The 19,417-nt window shown below is 75.1% G+C and carries 20 protein-coding genes; 10 read left to right on the top strand and 10 right to left on the bottom strand.

The features are described from left to right. Window positions 1-65: 65 nt before the first annotated feature. A complete protein-coding gene (locus ISOVA_RS16450; protein ID WP_013839149.1) occupies window positions 66-725 on the top strand; it encodes a DUF6891 domain-containing protein in 660 nt (219 codons plus the stop codon). Between the two features lie 9 nt (window positions 726-734). On the opposite strand, the gene mqo is transcribed toward ISOVA_RS16450, so the two are convergent. From mqo to ISOVA_RS10160, 5 genes are all read right to left on the bottom strand, one after another. Beyond that, on the bottom strand, window positions 735-2,234 hold the full coding sequence (mqo, locus tag ISOVA_RS10180) for a malate dehydrogenase (quinone) (protein ID WP_233276008.1): 1,500 nt from the start codon (window positions 2,232-2,234) through the stop codon (window positions 735-737). A gap of 209 nt (window positions 2,235-2,443) precedes the next feature. Further along, window positions 2,444-3,211 (bottom strand): maleylpyruvate isomerase family mycothiol-dependent enzyme, encoded by a 768-nt coding sequence (locus tag ISOVA_RS10175; protein ID WP_013839147.1) that lies wholly within the window; start codon window positions 3,209-3,211, stop codon window positions 2,444-2,446. Then, window positions 3,202-3,894: a pyridoxine/pyridoxamine 5'-phosphate oxidase gene (locus ISOVA_RS10170; RefSeq protein ID WP_013839146.1), complete on the bottom strand. Its 693-nt coding sequence runs from the start codon at window positions 3,892-3,894 to the stop codon at window positions 3,202-3,204. Before ISOVA_RS10170 ends, ISOVA_RS10175 begins: the two co-directional genes overlap by 10 nt. A gap of 19 nt (window positions 3,895-3,913) precedes the next feature. After that, the gene (locus tag ISOVA_RS10165) at window positions 3,914-4,123 is read right to left on the bottom strand and encodes a hypothetical protein (protein WP_013839145.1); all 210 of its coding nucleotides are present in this window, start codon (window positions 4,121-4,123) and stop codon (window positions 3,914-3,916) included. Window positions 4,124-4,304: 181 nt separating this feature from the next. Further along, on the bottom strand, window positions 4,305-4,925 hold the full coding sequence (locus tag ISOVA_RS10160) for a GNAT family N-acetyltransferase (protein ID WP_013839144.1): 621 nt from the start codon (window positions 4,923-4,925) through the stop codon (window positions 4,305-4,307). A gap of 121 nt (window positions 4,926-5,046) precedes the next feature. On the opposite strand from ISOVA_RS10160, the gene ISOVA_RS10155 reads away from it, so the two are divergent. Then, the gene (locus ISOVA_RS10155; protein ID WP_013839143.1) at window positions 5,047-5,445 is read left to right on the top strand and encodes a VOC family protein; all 399 of its coding nucleotides are present in this window, start codon (window positions 5,047-5,049) and stop codon (window positions 5,443-5,445) included. A gap of 20 nt (window positions 5,446-5,465) precedes the next feature. On the opposite strand, the gene ISOVA_RS10150 is transcribed toward ISOVA_RS10155, so the two are convergent. Then, complete coding sequence (locus tag ISOVA_RS10150) at window positions 5,466-5,930, bottom strand: GNAT family N-acetyltransferase (protein ID WP_143762102.1); 465 nt, start codon at window positions 5,928-5,930, stop codon at window positions 5,466-5,468. A gap of 28 nt (window positions 5,931-5,958) precedes the next feature. Then, window positions 5,959-7,698 (bottom strand): HNH endonuclease signature motif containing protein, encoded by a 1,740-nt coding sequence (locus ISOVA_RS15560; RefSeq protein WP_013839141.1) that lies wholly within the window; start codon window positions 7,696-7,698, stop codon window positions 5,959-5,961. Between the two features lie 230 nt (window positions 7,699-7,928). Between ISOVA_RS15560 and ISOVA_RS10140 the strand changes: the two genes are divergently transcribed. Continuing rightward, window positions 7,929-8,795 (top strand): NAD-dependent epimerase/dehydratase family protein, encoded by an 867-nt coding sequence (locus ISOVA_RS10140; protein ID WP_013839140.1) that lies wholly within the window; start codon window positions 7,929-7,931, stop codon window positions 8,793-8,795. A 43-nt stretch (window positions 8,796-8,838) separates the two neighbouring features. Here ISOVA_RS10140 and ISOVA_RS10135 read toward each other — a convergent pair whose 3' ends face one another. Together ISOVA_RS10135 and ISOVA_RS10130 are read right to left on the bottom strand one after the other, a co-directional pair. Next, window positions 8,839-9,984: an aminopeptidase P family protein gene (locus ISOVA_RS10135; RefSeq protein ID WP_013839139.1), complete on the bottom strand. Its 1,146-nt coding sequence runs from the start codon at window positions 9,982-9,984 to the stop codon at window positions 8,839-8,841. Between the two features lie 16 nt (window positions 9,985-10,000). Next, a complete protein-coding gene (locus ISOVA_RS10130) occupies window positions 10,001-12,562 on the bottom strand; it encodes an ATP-dependent DNA ligase (RefSeq protein ID WP_013839138.1) in 2,562 nt (853 codons plus the stop codon). Between the two features lie 33 nt (window positions 12,563-12,595). Between ISOVA_RS10130 and ISOVA_RS10125 the strand changes: the two genes are divergently transcribed. Together ISOVA_RS10125 and ISOVA_RS10120 are read left to right on the top strand one after the other, a co-directional pair. Next, on the top strand, window positions 12,596-12,889 hold the full coding sequence (locus ISOVA_RS10125) for a glutaredoxin family protein (protein ID WP_013839137.1): 294 nt from the start codon (window positions 12,596-12,598) through the stop codon (window positions 12,887-12,889). After that, complete coding sequence (locus tag ISOVA_RS10120) at window positions 12,886-13,104, top strand: SCO4848 family membrane protein (RefSeq protein ID WP_013839136.1); 219 nt, start codon at window positions 12,886-12,888, stop codon at window positions 13,102-13,104. Before ISOVA_RS10125 ends, ISOVA_RS10120 begins: the two co-directional genes overlap by 4 nt. Before the next feature lie 9 nt (window positions 13,105-13,113). Here ISOVA_RS10120 and ISOVA_RS10115 read toward each other — a convergent pair whose 3' ends face one another. Next, window positions 13,114-13,632, bottom strand: coding sequence for a gamma carbonic anhydrase family protein (locus ISOVA_RS10115; protein ID WP_013839135.1), 519 nt, complete (start codon window positions 13,630-13,632; stop codon window positions 13,114-13,116). A gap of 104 nt (window positions 13,633-13,736) precedes the next feature. Here ISOVA_RS10115 and ku point away from each other — a divergent pair, with 104 nt between their 5' ends. The 5 genes from ku to ISOVA_RS10090 all read left to right on the top strand — a co-directional run bounded on the left by ku (window position 13,737) and on the right by ISOVA_RS10090 (window position 19,368). Continuing rightward, complete coding sequence (ku, locus tag ISOVA_RS10110) at window positions 13,737-14,705, top strand: non-homologous end joining protein Ku (protein WP_013839134.1); 969 nt, start codon at window positions 13,737-13,739, stop codon at window positions 14,703-14,705. 51 nt (window positions 14,706-14,756) lie between these two features. Beyond that, window positions 14,757-16,604: a metallophosphoesterase family protein gene (locus ISOVA_RS10105; protein WP_013839133.1), complete on the top strand. Its 1,848-nt coding sequence runs from the start codon at window positions 14,757-14,759 to the stop codon at window positions 16,602-16,604. A 9-nt stretch (window positions 16,605-16,613) separates the two neighbouring features. Continuing rightward, complete coding sequence (locus ISOVA_RS10100) at window positions 16,614-17,363, top strand: metal-dependent transcriptional regulator (protein ID WP_013839132.1); 750 nt, start codon at window positions 16,614-16,616, stop codon at window positions 17,361-17,363. Between the two features lie 86 nt (window positions 17,364-17,449). Beyond that, window positions 17,450-18,688, top strand: a complete 1,239-nt coding sequence (locus ISOVA_RS10095; RefSeq protein ID WP_013839131.1) for an MFS transporter — start codon at window positions 17,450-17,452, stop codon at window positions 18,686-18,688. A 26-nt stretch (window positions 18,689-18,714) separates the two neighbouring features. Further along, window positions 18,715-19,368, top strand: coding sequence for a vitamin K epoxide reductase family protein (locus ISOVA_RS10090; RefSeq protein ID WP_013839130.1), 654 nt, complete (start codon window positions 18,715-18,717; stop codon window positions 19,366-19,368). The last annotated feature ends 49 nt before the right edge of the window (window positions 19,369-19,417 follow it).

Genomic DNA, 19,417 nt, shown 5'->3' with positions numbered 1-19,417 from the left:
GGGCCACACCGTACGCGCCCGGCGTGGCACCTCGCCGTGCGGGCGTGCCGACCTACCGTGGATGCATGAGCACGAACGAGTTCTCACCGGGTGTCGCAGCCGATGCCGCCGATGTCGCGGAGGGCTCCTGGGGCGACGAGGCGGAGGCCGTCGAGCTGACCGCGGACGACGTCCTCGCCGACGTGCGCAGCACCGCCCGGGCCATGGTCCGCGCCGGGTGCTGCACGTTCGAGCAGGTGCTCGGCCGTGCGCTCGAGCTCGCCGCGCTGGCCGACGACGCGCCGAGCGCGGGCAGCGTCGAGCGCGTCGTGCGCCACGAGTGGGACGTCCGGGCGGCGGCGCTCGCGCAGGCCGACCCGGCCGCGAGCGACCACGTCCGCGTCGAGCGCGCGTTCGCCGCGCTCGGGCGCGAGGGTGTCGCCGCACGCCTGGGCTTCTCGTGCTGCCGCGAGTGCGGTGAGGCGGAGCTGCGCGAGGTGCTGCCCGACGGCGGCGCCTACGCCCTGGTGACGCAGCCCGACCTCGAGCAGCTCGCCGCTGGCCGGCTGGTCGTGCGGTGCGGCGTGCTCCGCGCCGACGAGGCTCGCGCCGAGGCCGCGGTGCGCGACGTCGTCGGGCGGGTCGTCGCGGCGCTCACCGAGCAGGGACTGGACGCCCGCGCGGACGGGCGCACCGTCGTCGTGCACGTGCGCGAGTGGGCCAAGCCGCTGCCCGCGGCGGCCTGAGCCCTCCCGTCAGAGGCGCGAGTCGGCGTGCGACTCGTACACCGACGCCGGCAGCACCCCGTCGGGGCCCGGCGTGATCTCGGCGGCCGAGAGCTCGGCGGCCGCGTCCTGCGTCGTCTCGATCTCGCGGGCGTCGGCCGGGACGCCGCCGTCGAGGCTCGGCATCATGGAGGCGAGCGTGCCGCGCCACGTGCGGAACCGGTCGGGGAAGCACCGCTTGAGCACGTCGACCATGGCCGAGACCGCGGTCGAGGCGCCCGGCGAGGCGCCGAGCAGACCCGCGATCGAGCCGTCGGCCGAGGCGACGACCTCGGTACCGAACTGCAGCACGCCCTTGCCGTCGGCGTCCTTCTTGATGACCTGGACGCGCTGGCCGGCGGTGATCTTCTCCCAGTCCTTGGGGTGCGCGGTCGGCATGAACTGCTGCAGCGCGTGGAACTTCGTCTCCGGCGCGGCGGCGAGCTGGCCGACGAGGTACCGGGTGAGGTCGAGGTTCTTCAGGCCCGCCCCGATCATCGAGCCGAGGTTGTCGAGACGCAGCGACGTGATCAGGCCCAGGTACTTGCCCTTCTTGAGGTACTTGGGGCTGAAGCCGGCGTAGGGGCCGAACATGAGGTACGTCTTGCCGTCGACGACGCGCGTGTCGAGGTGCGGCACCGACATAGGCGGCGCGCCGACGTCGGCCTTGCCGTAGACCTTGGCGTGGTGCCGGGCGACGACCTCGGGGTTGGAGGTGCGCAGGAACTCGCCCGAGATGGGGAAGCCGCCGAAGCCCTTGATCTCCGGGATGCCGGCCGACTGCAGCAGCGGCAGCGCGCCGCCGCCCGCGCCGACGAACACGAACCGCGCGGTGACGGTGCTGCGGCGCTGCGGGGCGTTCCACGAGCGGTCCTTGACGCGCAGGCGCCAGCGGCCGTCGCGCGTGCGCTTGATCGAGCGGACCTCGTGCTGGAGGAAGAGCTCGGCGCCCTGGTCCACCATGGCCGCGACGAGCTGGCGCGTGAGGTTGCCGAAGTCGATGTCCGTTCCGGCCGTCGAGCGCGTCGCGGCGACCGGTTCGGACGGGTCGCGGTCCTCCGTGAGCAGCGGAGCCCACTGCGCGATGACCGAGCGGTCCGTCGTGAACTCGAGGTCGCGGAACAGCGGGTGCGCGCTCAGTGTCGCGTGGCGGCGGCGCAGGTAGTCGACGTTCTCCTCGCCGCGCACGAACGTCATGTGCGGGGTGCGGTGGATGAAGGAGTCGTCCGCCAGGCGCCCGGTCGCGAGCAGGTGGTGCCACAGCTCGCGAGAGGCCTCGAACTGCTCGTTGATCCTCACCGCCTTGGAGATGTCGATCGACCCGTCGGGGCGCTCGGGGGTGTAGTTGAGCTCGCACAGCGCGGCGTGCCCCGTGCCCGCGTTGTTCCACGGGTTCGACGACTCGAGCGCGACGTCGTCGAGGCGCTCGTAGATGCGGATCGACCACGTCGGCTCGAGCTGCTGGATCAGCGTGCCGAGCGTGGCGCTCATGATGCCGCCACCGATCAGGACGACGTCGACCGTGTCCTTCTGGACGAGCGAGGCGGCGTCCCGGGGGGTCTGTGCAGGCGAGGTCACGCCGCCATCGTACGGCTTTCGTGAAAACTGTCACAAAGAATGAGAGCAACGTCACACAGGTCGCTGACCTGCAGTGACGTACGTCACACGCCGCGTCGAGGGCGCCCGAGCGACGCCGCAGGTCAGGCCTTCGGGGCGGCCGAGGACGGCCACGGGCCGAGGTCCGGCAGCGGCACGACGTCGCCGCCGCGGCGCGCGGCCACCTCGCCCGCGGGCGTGCGGCCGGCGAGCCACGCGGCCACGTCGGCGGGCGCGCCGACGAGCTCGACGTCGGCCGCGTCGTCGGGCAGCCGGACGGCGAGGAAGTCGGCCAGGTGCGCGCGGAAGCGCTCGTCCCAGGTGTCGAGCCCGATCGCGTCCGGCAGGCCGGCCGTCGCGTCGACCGCGTGGATGCGCGCCTCGCGCCACCAGGCGAGCAGCGCCCCCGTGAGCACCCCGTCGCGGTAGGCGACCGGCGCCGACCACAGCGCGTCGCCCGGCTCCGGCCACGCCGCGGCGAGCCGCGACCGTGCCGCCTCGAGCGCGGCGACGTGCTCGGCCGTCGTGCGCGTCGAGCCCGCCTCGATCGCGGCGTCCCGGCCGGCCTGCCCGCCGTCGTACGGGGCGACCTTCTCGCCGCGCCGCGCGTACTCCGCCTGGCGGGCCAGCGCACCGGCGACGCCCTCGACGTGCGCGAGCACGTGGCCGCGCGTCCAGCCGGGCAGGGGCGACGGCTCGCGCCACGTCGCGTCGTCGTGTGCGCGCACGACGGCGAGCAGCGCGTCGAGCGCCGCGGCGGCGTCGTCGCGCGCGTGCTTCACGACGTCGGCGGGGACGTCGGCGGGCACGTCGGCGGGGACGTCGGCCGGCACGGCGTCGTCGCGGGCGTCGTCGGCGGGGGTCACGGCCACAGCAGCTCCTTGGTCCAGGGGGCGGGTGTGCGGTCGCCGGCCTCGAGGGAGGCGGCGAGGTCGGTGCGGTAGCGCACGCGGGTCTGCCCCGTGCCCGTCCCGGTCGCCCAGAACTCGACCTCGGTCGGCGCGAGCACCCACGCGGTCCACGTCGGCGCGACCAGCGCGGGCTCGGCGCGTACGCGCTCGAGCGCGTCGGCCCACGCGGCACGGTGCTCGGCGAGCGAGCCGAGCGGCTCGCTCTGGCGCCCCACGAGCCCGGCGGCGCGCGAGGCGTCCGGGCGGGCGCGGAAGTCCGCGGCGCCGGCCTCGGCGTCGGGCGTCACCGGTCCGCTCACGCGCACCTGGCGGCCGAGCTCGCGCCAGAAGAACGTGAGCGCGGCGTGCGGGTTCGACTCGAGGTCGCGGCCCTTGGGGCTGTCGGCGTGCCCGGCGAACCACCAGCCGTCGTCGGTCACCTCCTTGCAGATCAGCGTCCGTGCGTGCACGCGGCCCGCGGCGTCGGTCGTCGAGAGCGTCGCGGCGTGCGGGGCGAGCAGGCCGGCGTCGACGGCGTCGTCGAACCACGCGACGAAGAGCTCGTGCGGCGTCGCGGGCAGGGCGTCGAGGTCGGCGACCTCCCACCCGGGCAGGTCTTCGGGGAAGACCGGCAGGTCGCGCAGGCGCTCGCGGAAGGTCGTCACGGGCACCACCGTAGCCGCGTCAGAAGTAGTCGCGGACGTGGACCTGGCGGCCGCCCCACAGCGCGTCCCAGAGCGCGTCGTCGCCGGTCGGGCCCGTGAGGTGGCCCGCGAGGCGCAGGTTCGCGCACGACTGCGCGCCCGCGTACGCCTGCGCGATCCCGGCCGACGTGAACGTGAGCCGGTCGGCGGCCGGGTCCGACGGCGGGACGTCGTCGGGCACGACGCGCACGACGTCGTCGACCTCGATCGTGGTCGTGCGGTCGTAGCCCGACCCGCGCGTCCAGCTCGCGAAGCCGCGGGTCGGGCGGGGGCTGCTGGGCGGAACCGCCGAACGCCTCGGCGCCGAGGCGGCGGGCCGCGGGCGCGTCGTCGAGCACGGTGCGGCGGACGGTGAAGGTCACGCCGTCACGCTAGCGGGGCTCGGCCGGCGCGGCGCGCTCTTTCCCGCCGCCTTCCCGCCCGTCGGGCACCTCGAGGTCGCGCTGGAGGCGCAGGACGTCGCGCCACGCGCCGAGCTTCCACCCGACGCGGCGCTCGGTGCCGATCTCGGTGAACCCGACCGCACGGTGCAGCCCGACGCTCGCGTCGTTCGGCAGCGTGACGCCCGCCATCGCCCGGTGGTAGCCGCGCTCGGCGAGCCGCGTCAGCAGGGCGTCGTACAGGGCGCGTCCGGCGCCCGTGCGCCGCGGGGCGTCGTGCGCCAGGTAGACCGTGACCTCCGCCGTCCACCGGTACGCCGGGCGGGCGCGGTACGCGCTGCCGTACGCGTAGCCGAGGATCTCGCCGTCGCGCCGCTCGCCGTTGGGCTGCTCGCCGTTGGGCTGCTCGCCGTGAGGCCGCTCGGCGACGAGCCAGGCGTGCGTCGCCGAGCACGCGGCGATGCGCGCCGCCATCTCCTCGGCCGACGGCGGCACCTCCTCGAAGCTCGTGGACGTGCCCGTCACGTACGGGGCGTAGATCGCGGCGCACGCCGCCGCGTCGGCGGCCAGGCCCGCAGGATCGAGCCGCGCCGGCCGGATGGTCGGTGTCACGGCACGACCGTAGCGCGCACGCGCGCCGCGCCCGCCGAGGTGACGCCACCGTTGACGCGGCGACGCGCGAGCGCGTCGCAATGTCCGTGCGCTCGCGGGCGCCGTGTGGGACCGTCGGCGCATGGTGGCCTTCATCTCGCACGTGACGATCGACTGCCGGGACGCGTACGCGCAGGCACAGTGGTGGAAGCAGGTCCTCGGCTACGTCGACGATCCCGATGAGCCCGGCTCGCCGGGCGACGCCGAGGTCGGGATCGTCGACCCCGACGGCGAGGGGCAGGCCCTGCTGTTCCAGAACGTCCCGGAGGGCAAGACGGTCAAGAACCGGATGCACTTCGACCTGCGCCCGACCGAGCGGCGGCGCGACGACGAGCTCGCCTGGCTGCTCGAGCTCGGGGCGACGCAGGTCGCCGACCACCGCGGCATCGCGGGCCCGGGCACCGGGTGGGTCGTGCTCGCCGACCCCGAGGGCAACGAGTTCTGCATCCTGCGGTCGGTCGCCGAGATCGAGCAGGCCTGAGACTCCCGCGCGAGGGGCGGTCAGAGGGGCCGCTTGAAGCCCTCGTGCGACTGTACGTACCCGAGCGACCGGTAGAACCGGTGCGCCTCGGGGCGATCCTTGTCCGACGTCAGCTGCGCCAGCGCGCAGCCCCGCTCGCGTCCGCGGGCGTGCGCGTGCTCCATGAGCAGGCGGCCGACGCCCTGACCGCGCAGGCGCCGGTCGACGCGGACCGCCTCGACCTGCAGCCGCGTCGCGCCGTTGCGCGCGATGCCCGGGATGAACGTCAGCTGCATGACGCCGACCACCTCGCCGTCGTGCTCGGCGACGACGAGCTCGTCGTTGGGGCTCGCCTCGATCGCCTCGAAGCCGGCGACGTGCGACGGGCCGAACGAGCCGGTGCGCGCCGCGGCGACCGCGTCGTCGGCGATGAGCTCGACGATGCGCGGCAGGTCGTCGCGCGTCGCGGCACGGAACGTCACGGTGGGCGGGGGAGTGGTCGGCACGCCGCGACGGTAGCACCTCGGGGCGGACTCAGAAGGGTGGGTCGCCGGCGTCGTCCTCGTCGGCCGCGAGGTCGGGCGGCAGGAACGGCTGCGGCGTCGTGGCGTGCCGCGTGGCGGCCGGCCGTTCGGGGTAGGTCCGTTGTACCCGACCCGTGGGAGAGGTCCACTCGAGCACGCCTCCGGTGGCGGCCGCCGCCTCGGGCGTCGACACGTGACGCACGCTCCACGCCGTCTGGTGTTTCAGGACGTGGTGGCGCCGGCACAGGTGCGCGAGGTTGCCCGCGGCCGTGACGCCGTCGTGCGACCACGGCGTCGTGTGGTCGACGTCGGTGCGGCGCGCCGGTCGCGTGCAGCCCGGGAACCGGCAGGTGCGGTCGCGCTCGGCGAGCACCGCCTTGAGGTCGGCGGGCACGGCGTACGTGCTGCGGCCGACCGACAGCGGCGCACCCGTCTCGGGGTGCGTGAGGACGCGCCGGAACGACGGCGCGTGCGCGCACAGCGCACGAGCCGTGTCCGGGTCGATGGGGACGTGGCCCTCGAGCGTCGCGGGCGCGTCGGTCATGCCGAGCAGCGTGAGGACGGGCACGGTCACCGTCACACGTGGCTTGATCGAGCGCGCGAGCGGCGCCAGCGAGCCGACGCCGGGGCGCGGTAGATCGTCGATGTCGGTGTCGTCGGGAGGTGGTGGACCGCCCGCCGCCCACGCGGTCGACACGTCCAGCGTGCCGTCGTCGAGCAGCAGGTCGCACAGCACGTCAGCGCGCAGCTGGCCGGTGCTCCGCCCGTCGCCGTCCGCGCGCACCGACTGGGCCGTCGCTGTCAGGCGGTCGTAGGCGGCGTACGCGAACGCGGCCGGCAGGTACGCGGTGAGGTATGCCATGCCGTCCTTGGCCGGGTCGACCCACACGCCCGCGTTGGCGCGTGCCTCGGCGTGCCGGACGTCGGGCGGCGTCGGCTGGGCCTCCTCGCGCGCGGCGCGGACGCGGTCCTCCAGCCGCCGCGGCGTGAGCGTGCCCGCGCCGGCGAGCACCGCCGTCTCGACGCGGCGGGCTGCGGCCGGGTCGAGGTCGTCGACGTGCTTGGCGATCGCCGTCGCGTGACGCCACGACAGGTCGCCGCGCGCGAGCGCCGCGAGCGTTCCGGGCGCCCTGGTCGCCAGCGTCTGGCTGTGGTCCATGAGCGTGCCCGCAGCGGTCTCGCCCACGTGCAGGACGCCCGCGAGGTCGGCCACGGTCGCGCGCTGCGCGAGCTCCGAGCGCCGCGTGGCGCTCGCGGTCCGGGCGACCGGGTCCGTGTCGTCGACGAGCGCGTCCTGGCAGCGCTCGGCCTGGCGGCGGCCCCGCTCGACCAGCACGGCCCGCACCGCCTCGAGTGCGTTGATGCTGCGCTGCACGGCCTCGAGCAGGTCCCATGTCGCGTCGACGTCGCGCAGCGAGGCCGGGCCCGTGACGTCCAGCGCGTCGACGACTCCCGAGGGCACGCCCGCGGCCGCGAGCCACTCGGCCGTCCCGGGCGCCGGAGCGACCGGGACGTCGCCGGTGGCGGTCGGCCAGTCGTGGTCGATGTGGTCGGCCGCCTCCCGCACCGCGCGCTCTGCCAGGACCCGCCAGTCGGTGTTCAGGTCGAGCGAGAGCAGGCGGTCGAGCTCGGCCCGCAGCCGGGCGACGTCGGAGCCGACGCCCGCGACGCCGTCGCCCGGACCCGTGCGGCCATTGCCGAGTCGGCCCCCGCCGTCGGGGGCCGGTGCGTCAGCGGCCCGGTCCGTCATGGCGGCAAGACTAGCGCGGATCGAACATACGTTCTAGTCCAAATCGGGCGGATTCGTCCGCTCTCGGCGAACGGACCCGCGGCCGACAGCTCGAGGACGGACAAGCCCTCGCCGAGGCCGAACTGAGCCCCCGCGAACGGTCCCAGCCTCCCACCCGCCACCGACACGACCGGTTCTGCCGGCCGCGGAACCACTAGCGGCCAAGGGCGCCGGCCAGCACCGTGGCACCCATGAAGCTGCTGGTGCTGGGCGGGTCGATGTTCCTCTCGCGCGCGGTCGTGGAGGCGGCGCTCGAGCGCGGCCACGAGGTCGTCGCCGCCAACCGGGGCCGCTCGGGCACCGTGCCCGACGGCGCACGCCACGTCGTCCTGGACCGCGCCGACGGCATCCCGGACGACCTCGCCGCCGAGGGGTTCGACGCCGTCGTCGACGTCTCGCGCACGCCGTCGCACGTCCGGTCCGCCGTCGCGGCGCTCGCGGACGCGCACTGGGTCTTCGTCTCGAGCATCAGCGTGTACGCCGACGACGCGACGCCGCACGGCGGTCCGGACACGCTGCCGCTGCACGAGCCCGAGCACGACGACGTCGACCTCCGCACCCGCCCGGACGCGTACGGGCCCATGAAGGTCGCGTGCGAGCAGCTCGTGCGCGACGGCGCGGCGAGCTCCGTCGTCGTGCGCCCGGGGCTCATCGTCGGGCCGGGCGACCCGACCGGACGGTTCACGTACTGGCCCGCGCGCCTCTCGCGGGTCGCCGACGGCGGCCCGCCCGACGTGCTCGCCCCGGGCAACCCCGGCGACCTCGTCCAGGTGATCGACGTGCGCGACCTCGCCGCGTGGATCGTGCTCCTCGCCGAGCGGCGCACCGAGGGGGTGCTCGACGCGATCGCGCCCGCCGTGCCGATCGGCACGTTCCTCGACGACGTCGCGGCCGGCTGCCGCGCCGCGCCGCGCTGGCGGTGGGCGAGCCACGCGCGGCTCGAGCAGCTCGGCGTCGCGCCGTGGGCGGGGGAGCGGTCGCTGCCGCTGTGGCTGCCGCGGCCCGCGTCCGACGGGATGATGTCGCACGACGCCGGACCGGCGCTCGCGGCCGGCTGAGCAGCGGGCAGGGTGGCCGGCGCCGTACGCACCGCCGAGGCGCCTACTCGACCACGACAAGCTCGCGGGTCGTCGTGTTGAGGCGTGCCGCGCCGTCGGGCACGTCCTCGAGCCCGGGCACGCCCACCGGGAACGCGACGACGACGTCCTCGATGCGGACGCCGAACCGCCCGGGCAGGTAGATCCCGGGCTCGACCGAGAAGCACATCCCCGGGCCGACCGGCGTCGTCTCGCCCGTGACCATGTACGGCGGCTCGTGCGTCGTCAGGCCGATGCCGTGGCCCGTGCGGTGCACGAAGTGCTCGCCGAAGCCGGCCTCCTCGATCACGGCGCGGGCCGCGCGGTCGACGTCCTCGCACGTCGCGCCCGGCCGCACCGCCTCGACGCCGGCCTGCTGGGCGGCACGCACGGCGTCGTGCACCTCGCGCTCGAGCGCGGTCGGCTCGCCGACGTGGACGGTGCGCGTCGTGTCCGAGCCGTACCCGTCGGCGAGGCCGCCGAAGTCCATGACGACCGTGTCGCCCTCGCGCAGCACCCGGTCGGACGCGGCGTGGTGCGGGTCCGCGCCGTTCTCGCCCGCGCACACGAGCGTGAAGTCGACCTGCTCGTGCCCGTGCTCGCGGAGCAGCTCGGCGAGGTCGGCCGCGACGTCGCGCTCGCGCCGGCCGGCGAACGGACGGCGCACGATCTCGCGGAACGCCGCGTCGGCGCCGGCCCCGGCGGCCGCGAGGCGCGCGACCTCCTCGGGCGACTTCGCGGCGCGCAGCAGCGGGAGCGCCCGGGTCACGGCCTCGAACGACGCCTCCGGCGCCGCGCGCTGCAGCCCGAGCACGTGCAGCGCCCACGCGGTGTCGCTGATCGCGTACCGGCCGCCGTCGCGCAGGAGCCGCGCGGCGACCTCGTGCTCGTCCTCGCCGTCGGACCACGCGAGCGTCTCGACGCCACCCACCGCACCGATCTCCAGGTCGTGCTCCTCGAGCCGGGGCACGACGGCGGTCGCGGCGTCGGGGTAGCCCGCGTCGATCACGAGCATCGTGAGCCGCTCGGTCACGGCCGACGGCGTGTACCCGAGGAAGTACGTCATGTCGGGTCCGGGCGTGACGAGCACGCCGTCGAGCCCGGCCTCGGTGGCCTGCGCGGCGGCGCGACGACGGCGCTCGGCGTGGACGTGGGCGGGGAAGGGCGTCATGGGCCCAGCGTGCCAGTCACTCGGGGCGCACGTCCGCCGGGGCCTTGTCCTCGCGCCACCCTCGCCACGTCGCGTGCCGCAGCCGGGCCTCGTCGACGAGGTCCGGGTCGGTCGGGTCGGCCGTCCAGTCGCCGTACTCGACCTCGCCCACGAGGCGCGGCGTGACCCAGCGCGCGTGGCGCGCCTCCGCGCGCGGGACGCCGTCGACCGGCGGCGTCGCGCGCTCGATCCCGCGCAGCCGGGTCGCGATCTGGGTGCGCTCCTTCTCGCGGAAGCCGGTGCCGACCTTGCCGACGTAGCGCAGCGCGCCGTCGCCGTGCTGCGGTGCGGGCAGCGCGAGCAGGAGCGAGCCCATCGTCCGGTCGTCCTCCCGCGCCTCGCCCGCGTGCAGCGGCCGCCAGCCCACGACGACGACCTCCTGCATGCGCGAGTGCTTGAGCTTGAGCCACTCGCGCGACCGCCGCCCGGGCGCGTACCGCGACGACCGGCGCTTGGCGAGGATGCCCTCGAGCCGCAGTTCGCGCGAGGTGTCGGTGGCGGCCTCGAGGTCGCCGTCGAACGCGGGCGGCACGTGCACGGGCCGCGCCGGGCGCACGGTCCGCTCGAGCAGGCGGCGACGCTCGTCGTACGTGCGGTCCGTGAGCGTCTCGCCCGCGAGCGCCAGGACGTCGAACAGCATGAGATCGACCTTCACGCGGCGCCGCGCGGCCTCGACGTCGCCCTTCTTCTGCAGGTTGGCGCGCTGCTGCAGGCGGCGGAACTCGGGGCGGCCCCGCGCGTCGAGCGCGACGATCTCGCCGTCGAGCACGGCGGGCAGGTCGTCCGGCGACAGCATCCCGGCGAGCGCCTGCAGCTCGGGGTAGGTCTTGGTCATGTCCAGGCCGGTGCGGCTCGTGAGCCGCACGCTCGGCTCGCCGCCCCGGGTCCCGTCGTCGGGCATCGTCACGGTCGCGAGCGTGCGGAAGCCGTCCCACTTCATCTCGAACGCCCACTCGGCCGCGTCGAGGCCGCGCAGCTCGCGCTGCGTGGCGGCGGTCGCGAGCATGGGCCGGTCGGGCAGCTCGACGGGTGCGCGCCGCGCGGTGCCCGACCTCGGCCGGCGGCCCGGGCCGTCACGCCCGGTCGCCGGCTCCTCGGCCGGACCGGCGCCGCCCGGCTGCTCCTTGGTGCGGTGGATGAGCCAGCTGTTCTCGTCGCCGTCCCGCCCTCCGGTCTGGATGAGCGCGAGCCGCCGCGACCCGCGGCGCTCGGAGTGCAGCGTGACGATGACCTCCTTGCCGTCGACCCACTTCTCGAGGTCGTACGTGCCGGCGTCCCAGATCGTCACCTCGCCGGCGCCGTACTCTCCGGCCGGGATCGTGCCCTCGAACGACCCGTACTCGAGCGGGTGGTCCTCGGTCTGGACGGCGAGGTGGTTCTTCGCCGGATCCGTCGGCTCGCCCTTGGGCAGCGCCCAGCTGACGAGGACGCCGTCGTGCTCGAGGCGGAAGTCCCAGTGCAGCCGACGGGCGTGGTGCTCCTGGATGACGAACGTCGGTCTCGTGTCGCCCGGCGGGGCGTCCGCCGCGGGCGACGACGGGCCGAACGGCTCGGGGGTCTTGTCCGGGTCGCGCTTGGAGCGGTAGACCTCGAGGCGCTCGAACCTCGCCATGTGCTCGGGCGTGGGCTCGAGCGCCGCGAGGTGCCCCTGGGTGAGGTCGGCCAGCAGGTCGCCGTCGCGCGCGACGCGCTCGAGCACCTCGGGGTACTCGAGGTGGCGCAGGTCCGGGTCGTCGAGCTCGTCCCACGTGCGCGGCGCCGCGACGGTCGGGTGGTCGCGCCCGCGCAGCGAGTAGGGCGCGATCGTCGTCTTGTTGCCGTTGTTCTGCGACCAGTCGACGAGCACCTTGCCGCCGCGCAGCGACTTCTTCATGTCGCTCACGACGAGGTCGGGGTGCTCGGACTCGAGGTAGCGCGCGAGCTCCTTGGCGACGGCGGAGACCTGCTCGGAGTCCTGCTTGCCGTCGAGCGCCGCGTACAGGTGGATGCCCTTGGAGCCGCTCGTCACGGGCATCGGCTCGAGCCCCATGCCGACGAGGATCGCGCGCGCCCACCGTGCGACCTGCGCGCACTCGGGCAGGCCGGCGCCCGGGCCGGGGTCGAGGTCGAGCACGAGCCGGTCGGGGTTGTGCCGCACGCCGGTGCGGCCGAACTGCCACTGCGGCACGTGGACCTCGAGCGTCGCGGTCTGGCCGAGCCAGGTCAGCGTGGCGAGGTCGTTGACGAGCACGTAGTCGTTGGCGCTGGTCTTGTGCTCGATGCGGCGCGTGCGGACCCACGACGGGGTCGACTTGTCCGCGTTCTTCTGGAAGAACACCTGGCCGTCGACGCCGTCGGGCCAGCGCTTGCGCGTCGCGGGCCGGTTCGCCGCGTGGGGGATGAGCACGGGCGCGATCTCGGCGAGGTAGTGCAGGACCTCGCCCTTGGTCGTGCCGGTGGCGGGGTAGAGGACCTTGTCGAGGTTGGTCAGCTGGAGACGGTGGCCCTCGACGGACACCGTCTGCTTCGTCGTGCCGCCCGAGGCGGAGGACCGTGCCATCCGACCATCGTGGCGCGTCGTAGGCTGCTGCGCATGACCGAGCGTGCCGCGTCCGACCTCGCCCGACCGGGGATCCTCACGATGTACGGCGCCGCGTGGTGCGGCGACTGCCGCCGCGCACAGCGGCTCCTCGACTCGCGCGGCGTCGAGTACGACTACGTCGACCTCGTGGCCGCGCCCGAGCGCGCCGACGACGCCGAGGCGCTCAGCGGTCGCAAGAACATCCCTGTGCTCGTCTTCCCCGACGGCGACGTGCTCGTCGAGCCGGCCGACGCCGAGCTCGGCGCCAAGCTCGACGCCGTGTCCTCCGCGGGCGGGCTGTCGTGAGCCTGCCCCTCGGCTGGTCCGTCCTGCTGCTCGTCGTCGCCGCCTGGAACCTGCTCGTCTGGCCGCGGTTCTTCCGGCGCGTCGCGGCGGACCCGCGCGCCCGCGACGACGCCGGCCGGCGCACCCGCTTCTACACCGTGCACGCGGTCCTGATCGGGGTGTCGCTCGCGCTCGCGGTCGCCGTCGGCGTGCTCGGCGTCCTCACGCTGACCTGACGCGGCTCCTCAGCCCACCGAGTCGCGGTGCCGGGCCGCGAGCCGCCGGTAGGCGACGGCGTTCTCCGCGACGCGCGCGGCCATGGCCGCGTCGAGCTCGCCGCGGACCGTCGCGGGGACGCCCGCGGCGAGGTGCCCGGCGGGGATCTCCTGCCCCTCGCGCACCAGGGCGCCCGCAGCGACGAACGCGCCCGTCCGCACGATCGAGCCGTTGAGCAGCGTCGCCCCCATGCCGACGAGGCAGCCATCCTCGACCGTGGCCCCGTGCACGATCGCGCCGTGGCCGACGCCGACGCCCGCGCCGATGCGTGTCGGCACGCCCTCGTCCGTGTGCACGACGCAGTTGTCCTGCACGTTGCTGCCCTCGCCGAGCGTGATCTCGTCCATGTCGCCGCGCAGCACCGCGCCGTAGAACACGGACGCGTGCGGGCCGACCCGGACTCGTCCGACGAGCGTCGCCGTCGGGGCGACCCACGCCGTCGGGTCGATCTCGGGGGTGTGGCCGTCGAAGGGGAGCACCGTCGCCATGGGCCGCACCCTACCCACCCGGCGGGCGTCGCTCACGGTCCCCGCGACGCCGCTGGTCAGGCCGGGCGGTGGCGGGACGGCGCGGTCCGGACCACCATGGAGCGATGAGGGCGATCTGGAAGGGCGCGGTGACCTTCGGTCTCGTCAACGTCCCGGTGAAGCTGTACAGCGCGACGGAGGACCACGACGTCCCGCTGCACCAGGTGCACGACGCCGACGGCGGGCGCATCCGGTACAAGCGGGTGTGCGAGCTCGACGGCGAGGTGGTGCCGTACGAGCACATCGACCGGGCGTACGACGACGGCGAGCACACGGTGGTCATCACCAAGGAGGACCTCGCGGCCCTGCCGGCCGAGAGCAACCGCGAGATCGAGGTCGTGGAGTTCGTGCCGAGCGAGCAGATCGACCCGATCATGTACGACCGCACGTACTACCTCGAGCCCGACAGCAAGAGCCCCAAGGCCTACGTGCTGCTGCGCCGCACGCTCGAGGAGACCGACCGGACCGCCGTCGTGAAGTTCGCGCTGCGCCAGCGCACGCGGCTCGCGGCGCTGCGCGTGCGCGACGACGTGCTCGTGCTGCAGACGCTGCTGTGGGCCGACGAGGTCCGCGAGCCCGACTTCGGGTCGCTCGACGAGGACGTCAAGGTCTCGAGCACCGAGCTCAAGATGGCCCAGCAGCTCGTCACGAGCTTCGAGTCCGACTTCACGCCCGAGGAGTTCGAGGACGAGTACCAGGTGCAGCTCCGTCAGCTCATCGAGGCCAAGATCGAGCAGGGCGAGGCCGTGGACACCGCCGAGACGTTCGGCGCCAAGCCCGAGGGCGAGGAGGGCGCCGAGGTCATCGACCTCATGGAGGCGCTCAAGCGCAGCGTCGCGAGCGCCAAGGGCGGCGGCAAGGACACCAAGGGGTCCGACGGCGCCAAGGGCTCCGGCGGCTCCGCCGAGTCGGGCGGCACGGCGAAGGGGACCGGCCGCACGAGCACGAGCAAGAGCACGAGCAAGGGCAAGAGCGGCGGCTCGCGCTCGAGGTCCGGTTCCGCGAAGGACACGAAGGAGCGGGTCGCGCGGTGACCGGGTGCGTCGGTGGACGCGCCCGCCGGACTCGACCACAGTTGAGCCCTGATGAGCCCGAGCCAGACCCGCGCACGCCGTCGGCACGCCCCGCCCCGCTGGGTCCGGTGGACCCTCGCCTCGATCGCGGCCCTGGTGGCGTGCGTCGGCTTCGGCGTGTCGACCGCGACCGCCCACCTCAGCCTCGGCCCGCACGAGGCCGTCTACCACGTGACGAGCGACGGGCTCGTGGTCGCCGACCTCGGCCCGCTCGGCACGCTCGAGATCGACTCGCCGCTGCCGCTCGGCCTCGGCGTCGAGGTGGTCGTCAAGGAGATCCCGTCCGACCTGTCGGCGGTGGACCAGGCGACGACCCTCGCCGCGCTCACGGGCGACCTCGAGAGCTACCTGCAGTTCTTCTCGAGCCCCGACGTCACGGTGGGGACCATCGCGCGGGCGCTCGTCGCGGACGCGGTGCGCCGCACGCTCCTCGCGGCCGGCGCCGTCGTGCTCGCCGGTGCTGGGCTGCGCCTCCTTCTCGGCCCGGCCCGACGGCGCGAGCTGGCCGGGCGCGTGGCCCCGCGCACGTGGGAGCTCACCGCCGGGACCCTCGTCGTGGCGCTCGTCGCGGTCACCGCCTCCGCGTCCGGCGTCGAGGCGCCGCCGCGCGGCCGGCCCGCGTCCGAGGTGTTCGAGGGCACCGCGCTCGAGGGCGCGCGCATCACCGGCCGCCTCGCGGGCGTCATCGACACCTACGGCGGCCAGCTCGTCGGCCTCTACGAGGAGAACCAGCGCTTCTACGAGGGCGCGCGCGTGCAGCTCGTCGGGGCGTGGAAGGCGTGGGAGATCCGCGAGGCGGTCCGCACCTCCCGCGAGGAGGTCGGTCAGTCGCCGCTGCGGCCCGTCCCGCCGCCCGACGACGACGGCACGACCCCGGACGCGACCCCGGCCGGGGACGACGCGACGCCGGCCGACGCGGCCACCGACGCCCCGGCCGCGCCCACCTCGCCGACCCCGTCGCCCGGGCAGACGACGCCGGCGGCGTCGCCGGACCCCGAGGACCTCGTCACGCTGCTCGTCGTCGCCGACCTGCACTGCAACACGGGCATGACGCCGCTCATCCGCGAGGTCGCCGAGCGAGCCGGCGTCGACGTCGTGCTCAACGCGGGCGACACCACGATGAACGGCACGGCGGTCGAGCGCGTGTGCGTGGACTCGTTCGCGACCACCGTCCCGGCGGGAGCGCGGATGGTCGTCGCGGACGGCAACCACGACTCGCCGATCACGTCGGCGCAGGAGGCGGCGCACGGCCAGGTGATCCTCGACGGCGACGTCGTCGAGGTCGCGGGCGTGCGCATCCTGGGCGACCGCGACGCCCTCGAGACCCGCGTCGGTGCCGGGACGGGCGTCGCGCGCGAGGTCACGCCGCTGCAGCAGTCGGAGGCGCTCGCCGAGGCGGCGTGCGCGGACGAGCAGGGCGTCGACCTGCTCCTCGTGCACACGGCGACGGTCGGCACGCCCGCGCTCGAGTCGGGGTGCGTGCCGTTCCAGGTCTCGGGCCACAGCCACCGGCGCGCCGGCCCGGAGCAGGTGGGGCTCGGCATCCGGTACGTCAGCGCGAGCACCGCGGGCGCGACGTCGGGCCAGCCGACGGTGGGACCGCTGCGCGGCACCGCCGAGATGACGCTGCTGCGGTTCGACCCCGAGGCGCGGCGCTTCGTCGACTGGCAGCTCGTCGAGGTGCGCCCGTCGGGCGAGGCGACGGTGTACGACCGCCGGGCGGTGCCCGCGGTCGAGCCGCCCGCCGAGGTGCCGCCGGACGACGTCGACGGAGGCGACGAGGACCAGGGCCGGGGGCCGGACGACGAGGACGGCGAGCCGCAGGTCGGCACCGACGCCTCCGCGACGCCCGCACCGTAGGCTCGTCCCGTGGCCGCACCGACCCCTGACGCCCCGACGCCCGGGCCCCCGGACGACCGTCCCCCGGCGGACCGCACCCCGGACCCGGCCGAGCTCACGCCCGTGGCCCAGGACTACCTCAAGGCGGTCTGGTCGGCGCAGGAGTGGTCGTCCGAGCGCGTGACGACGGGCCTGCTCGCCGACCGGCTCGGCGTCGGCCCGTCGACCGTCTCCGAGACGGTGCGACGCCTCACCACGCAGGGGCTGCTCGGCCACGAGCCCTACGGGGGCGTGTGGCTCACCGACCTCGGGCGCCGGTACGCCCTGGCCATGGTCCGCCGCCACCGGCTGCTCGAGACGTACCTGGTCTCCGAGCTCGGGTACGGGTGGGACGAGGTGCACGACGAGGCCGAGGTGCTCGAGCACGCGGTGTCCGACCTGCTCGTCGAGCGGCTCGACGCGCGCCTCGGGCGGCCGCTGCGCGACCCCCACGGCGACCCGATCCCGACCGCGGACGGGCGCGTCGTGCGGCCCGAGGCCGTGCCGCTCGTCGACCTCGCGGACGGCACCTCGGGCGTCGTCGCGCGCATCTCCGACGCCGACCCCGAGGCGCTGCGCTACCTCGCCGACCTCGGGCTCGACCTCGACGTCGAGGTCCGCGTCACGCAGCGCCGGGAGTACGCGGGCACGCTCGGCGTGGCGTTCGTCCGCGACGGCGAGCAGGTCGCCGTCGACCTCGGCATGCTCGCGGCCTCGCGCATCTGGGTCGTGACCGCGTAGGATCGCGGCATCCCCGACGACGTGCGCGCAGTCCCGCGCGGCGTCGTCGAATCGTTTCGAGCCTCGTGTCTCCCGAGAGGAGTGCCGTGACGACCGCTGCCGCGTCCCAGCCGGCCCGCCCCGCGCCGCCCACCCCGCCCGCCGTCGTCGGCGCCGCGCTGTTCGCCCTCGCCCTGGGCGGGTTCACCATCGGCACCACGGAGTTCGCCACCATGGGGCTCCTGCCGCAGGTGGGCGCCGACCTGGGCGTGAGCGACCCCGTCGTGGGCCACGCGATCACGGCCTACGCGGTCGGTGTCGTCGTCGGCGCGCCGCTGCTCACCGTCGCGGCCGCGCGCGTCTCGCGGCAGCGGCTGCTGCTGTGGCTCATGGGCGCCTACACGCTCGCCAACGTGCTGTCGGCCGCCGCGCCCGACGTCACGACGCTCGTCGCCGGGCGGTTCCTCGCCGGGCTGCCGCACGGCGCGTTCTTCGGCGTCGGGGCGGCCGTGGGCGCCGCGGTCGCGGGACCCGGACGGCGCGGCCACGCCGTCGCGATGATGATGACCGGCCTCACGGTCGCCAACGTCGTCGGCGTGCCCGTCTCCACCGCCGTCGGGCAGGCGTTCGGCTGGCGGGTCGCGTTCCTGCTCATCGGCGTGCTCGGCGCGGTGACGCTGCTCGGCCTGTGGCGCTTCGTGCCCGACGCCGGCGCGGTGGACTCGAGCGTGCGCCAGGAGGTCGGGGCGCTGCGCAACGGGCCGTTGTGGATCAGCTTCGGCGCCGCGGCGATCGGGTTCGGCGGCCTCTTCGCCGTGTACACGTACGTCGCGCCGACCGTCACGCGGGTCACCGGGCTCGCCGAGTCCGCCGTGCCGTGGGTGCTCGCGGTCTTCGGCGTCGGCATGACGGTCGGCACGCTGCTCGGCGGCCGGCTCGCGGACCGGCACGTGCTGCGCACCGTGATCGGGGCGTTCGCGGCCACCGCCGTCGCGCTCGCGGTCTTCGCGCTCGTCGCGTCGACGCCGGCGCTCGCGATCGGGGCGCTGTTCGCGGTCGCGGTGACGTCCCAGGTGCTCGGGCTGGCGATGCAGACGCGGCTCATGGACCTGTCGCCCGCGGCCCAGTCGCTCGGCGCCGCGCTGTGCCACTCGGCGCTCAACGTCGGCAACGCCTCGGGCGCGTTCTTCGGCGGGCTCGTCATCGCCGCCGGTCACGGGTACGTCGCACCCGCGTGGACCGGCGTCGTGCTCACCCTGCTCGGGCTGGCGATCGTCCTGGCCACCACCCGCCGTACCACCACCCGTGTCAGAAGCGCAGTGGGCCCTGGCCCCTCAGATTTCTGACAGGTTGGTGCGGTAGCGTCACCCGCGTGACGCACAGCACGGTGAGCGGGGACGCGACCCGCTCCTCCGAGGACGACCTCGTCCAGGTTCCCGGGCCCCGGCCCCTGTCCACGCGCACGCTCGGCGTGCTGCTGACCGTGCTCGGCGCGATCGGCCTCGCGGCGTCCGCGTGGCTGTCGGTCGAGCGCTACCTCACCCTGCTCGACCCGGACCGCGTCGCGACGTGCAGCATCAACGTCTTCCTCAGCTGCGGCGCCGCGATGGGCTCGTGGCAGGGGTCGCTGTTCGGCTTCCCCAACCCGTTCCTGGGCCTGGCGACCTTCCCCGTCGTCGTGACGACCGGCGTCGTCATCCTCACGGGCGCACGCCTGCCGCGCTGGTACCTCAACGCCCTGCTCGCCGGCACGGCGCTCGGCCAGCTGCTCATCTTCTTCCTCATGTGGACGAGCTTCTACGTCCTGCACAAGCTGTGCCCGGCCTGCATGGTCGTCTGGACGATCATGTGGCCGCTGCTGTGGTTCCAGCTCGTGCACGCGGTCCAGGAGGGGCGGGTCCCCGTCGGCGAGGGCCTGCGCCGCGCGCTCGTCGGCAACCGCGGGATCATCCTCGTGATCGGCTACGTCGTGGCCGTCGGGTGGCTGCTCCTGAGCGTCGGCCCGGAGCTCGTGCGCTCCTTCTGAGGCGGCGTCGGGGCGGGTGCGACGGCGTCGTCGGGGACCCGGTGCGTCG

Source organism: Isoptericola variabilis 225 (assembly GCF_000215105.1).
In the GTDB taxonomy this organism is placed as follows: Bacteria; Actinomycetota; Actinomycetes; order Actinomycetales; family Cellulomonadaceae; genus Isoptericola; species Isoptericola variabilis_A.
The sequence above is the reverse complement of the archived record's forward strand: the minus strand, read 5'-3'. Positions and strand labels throughout refer to the sequence as shown.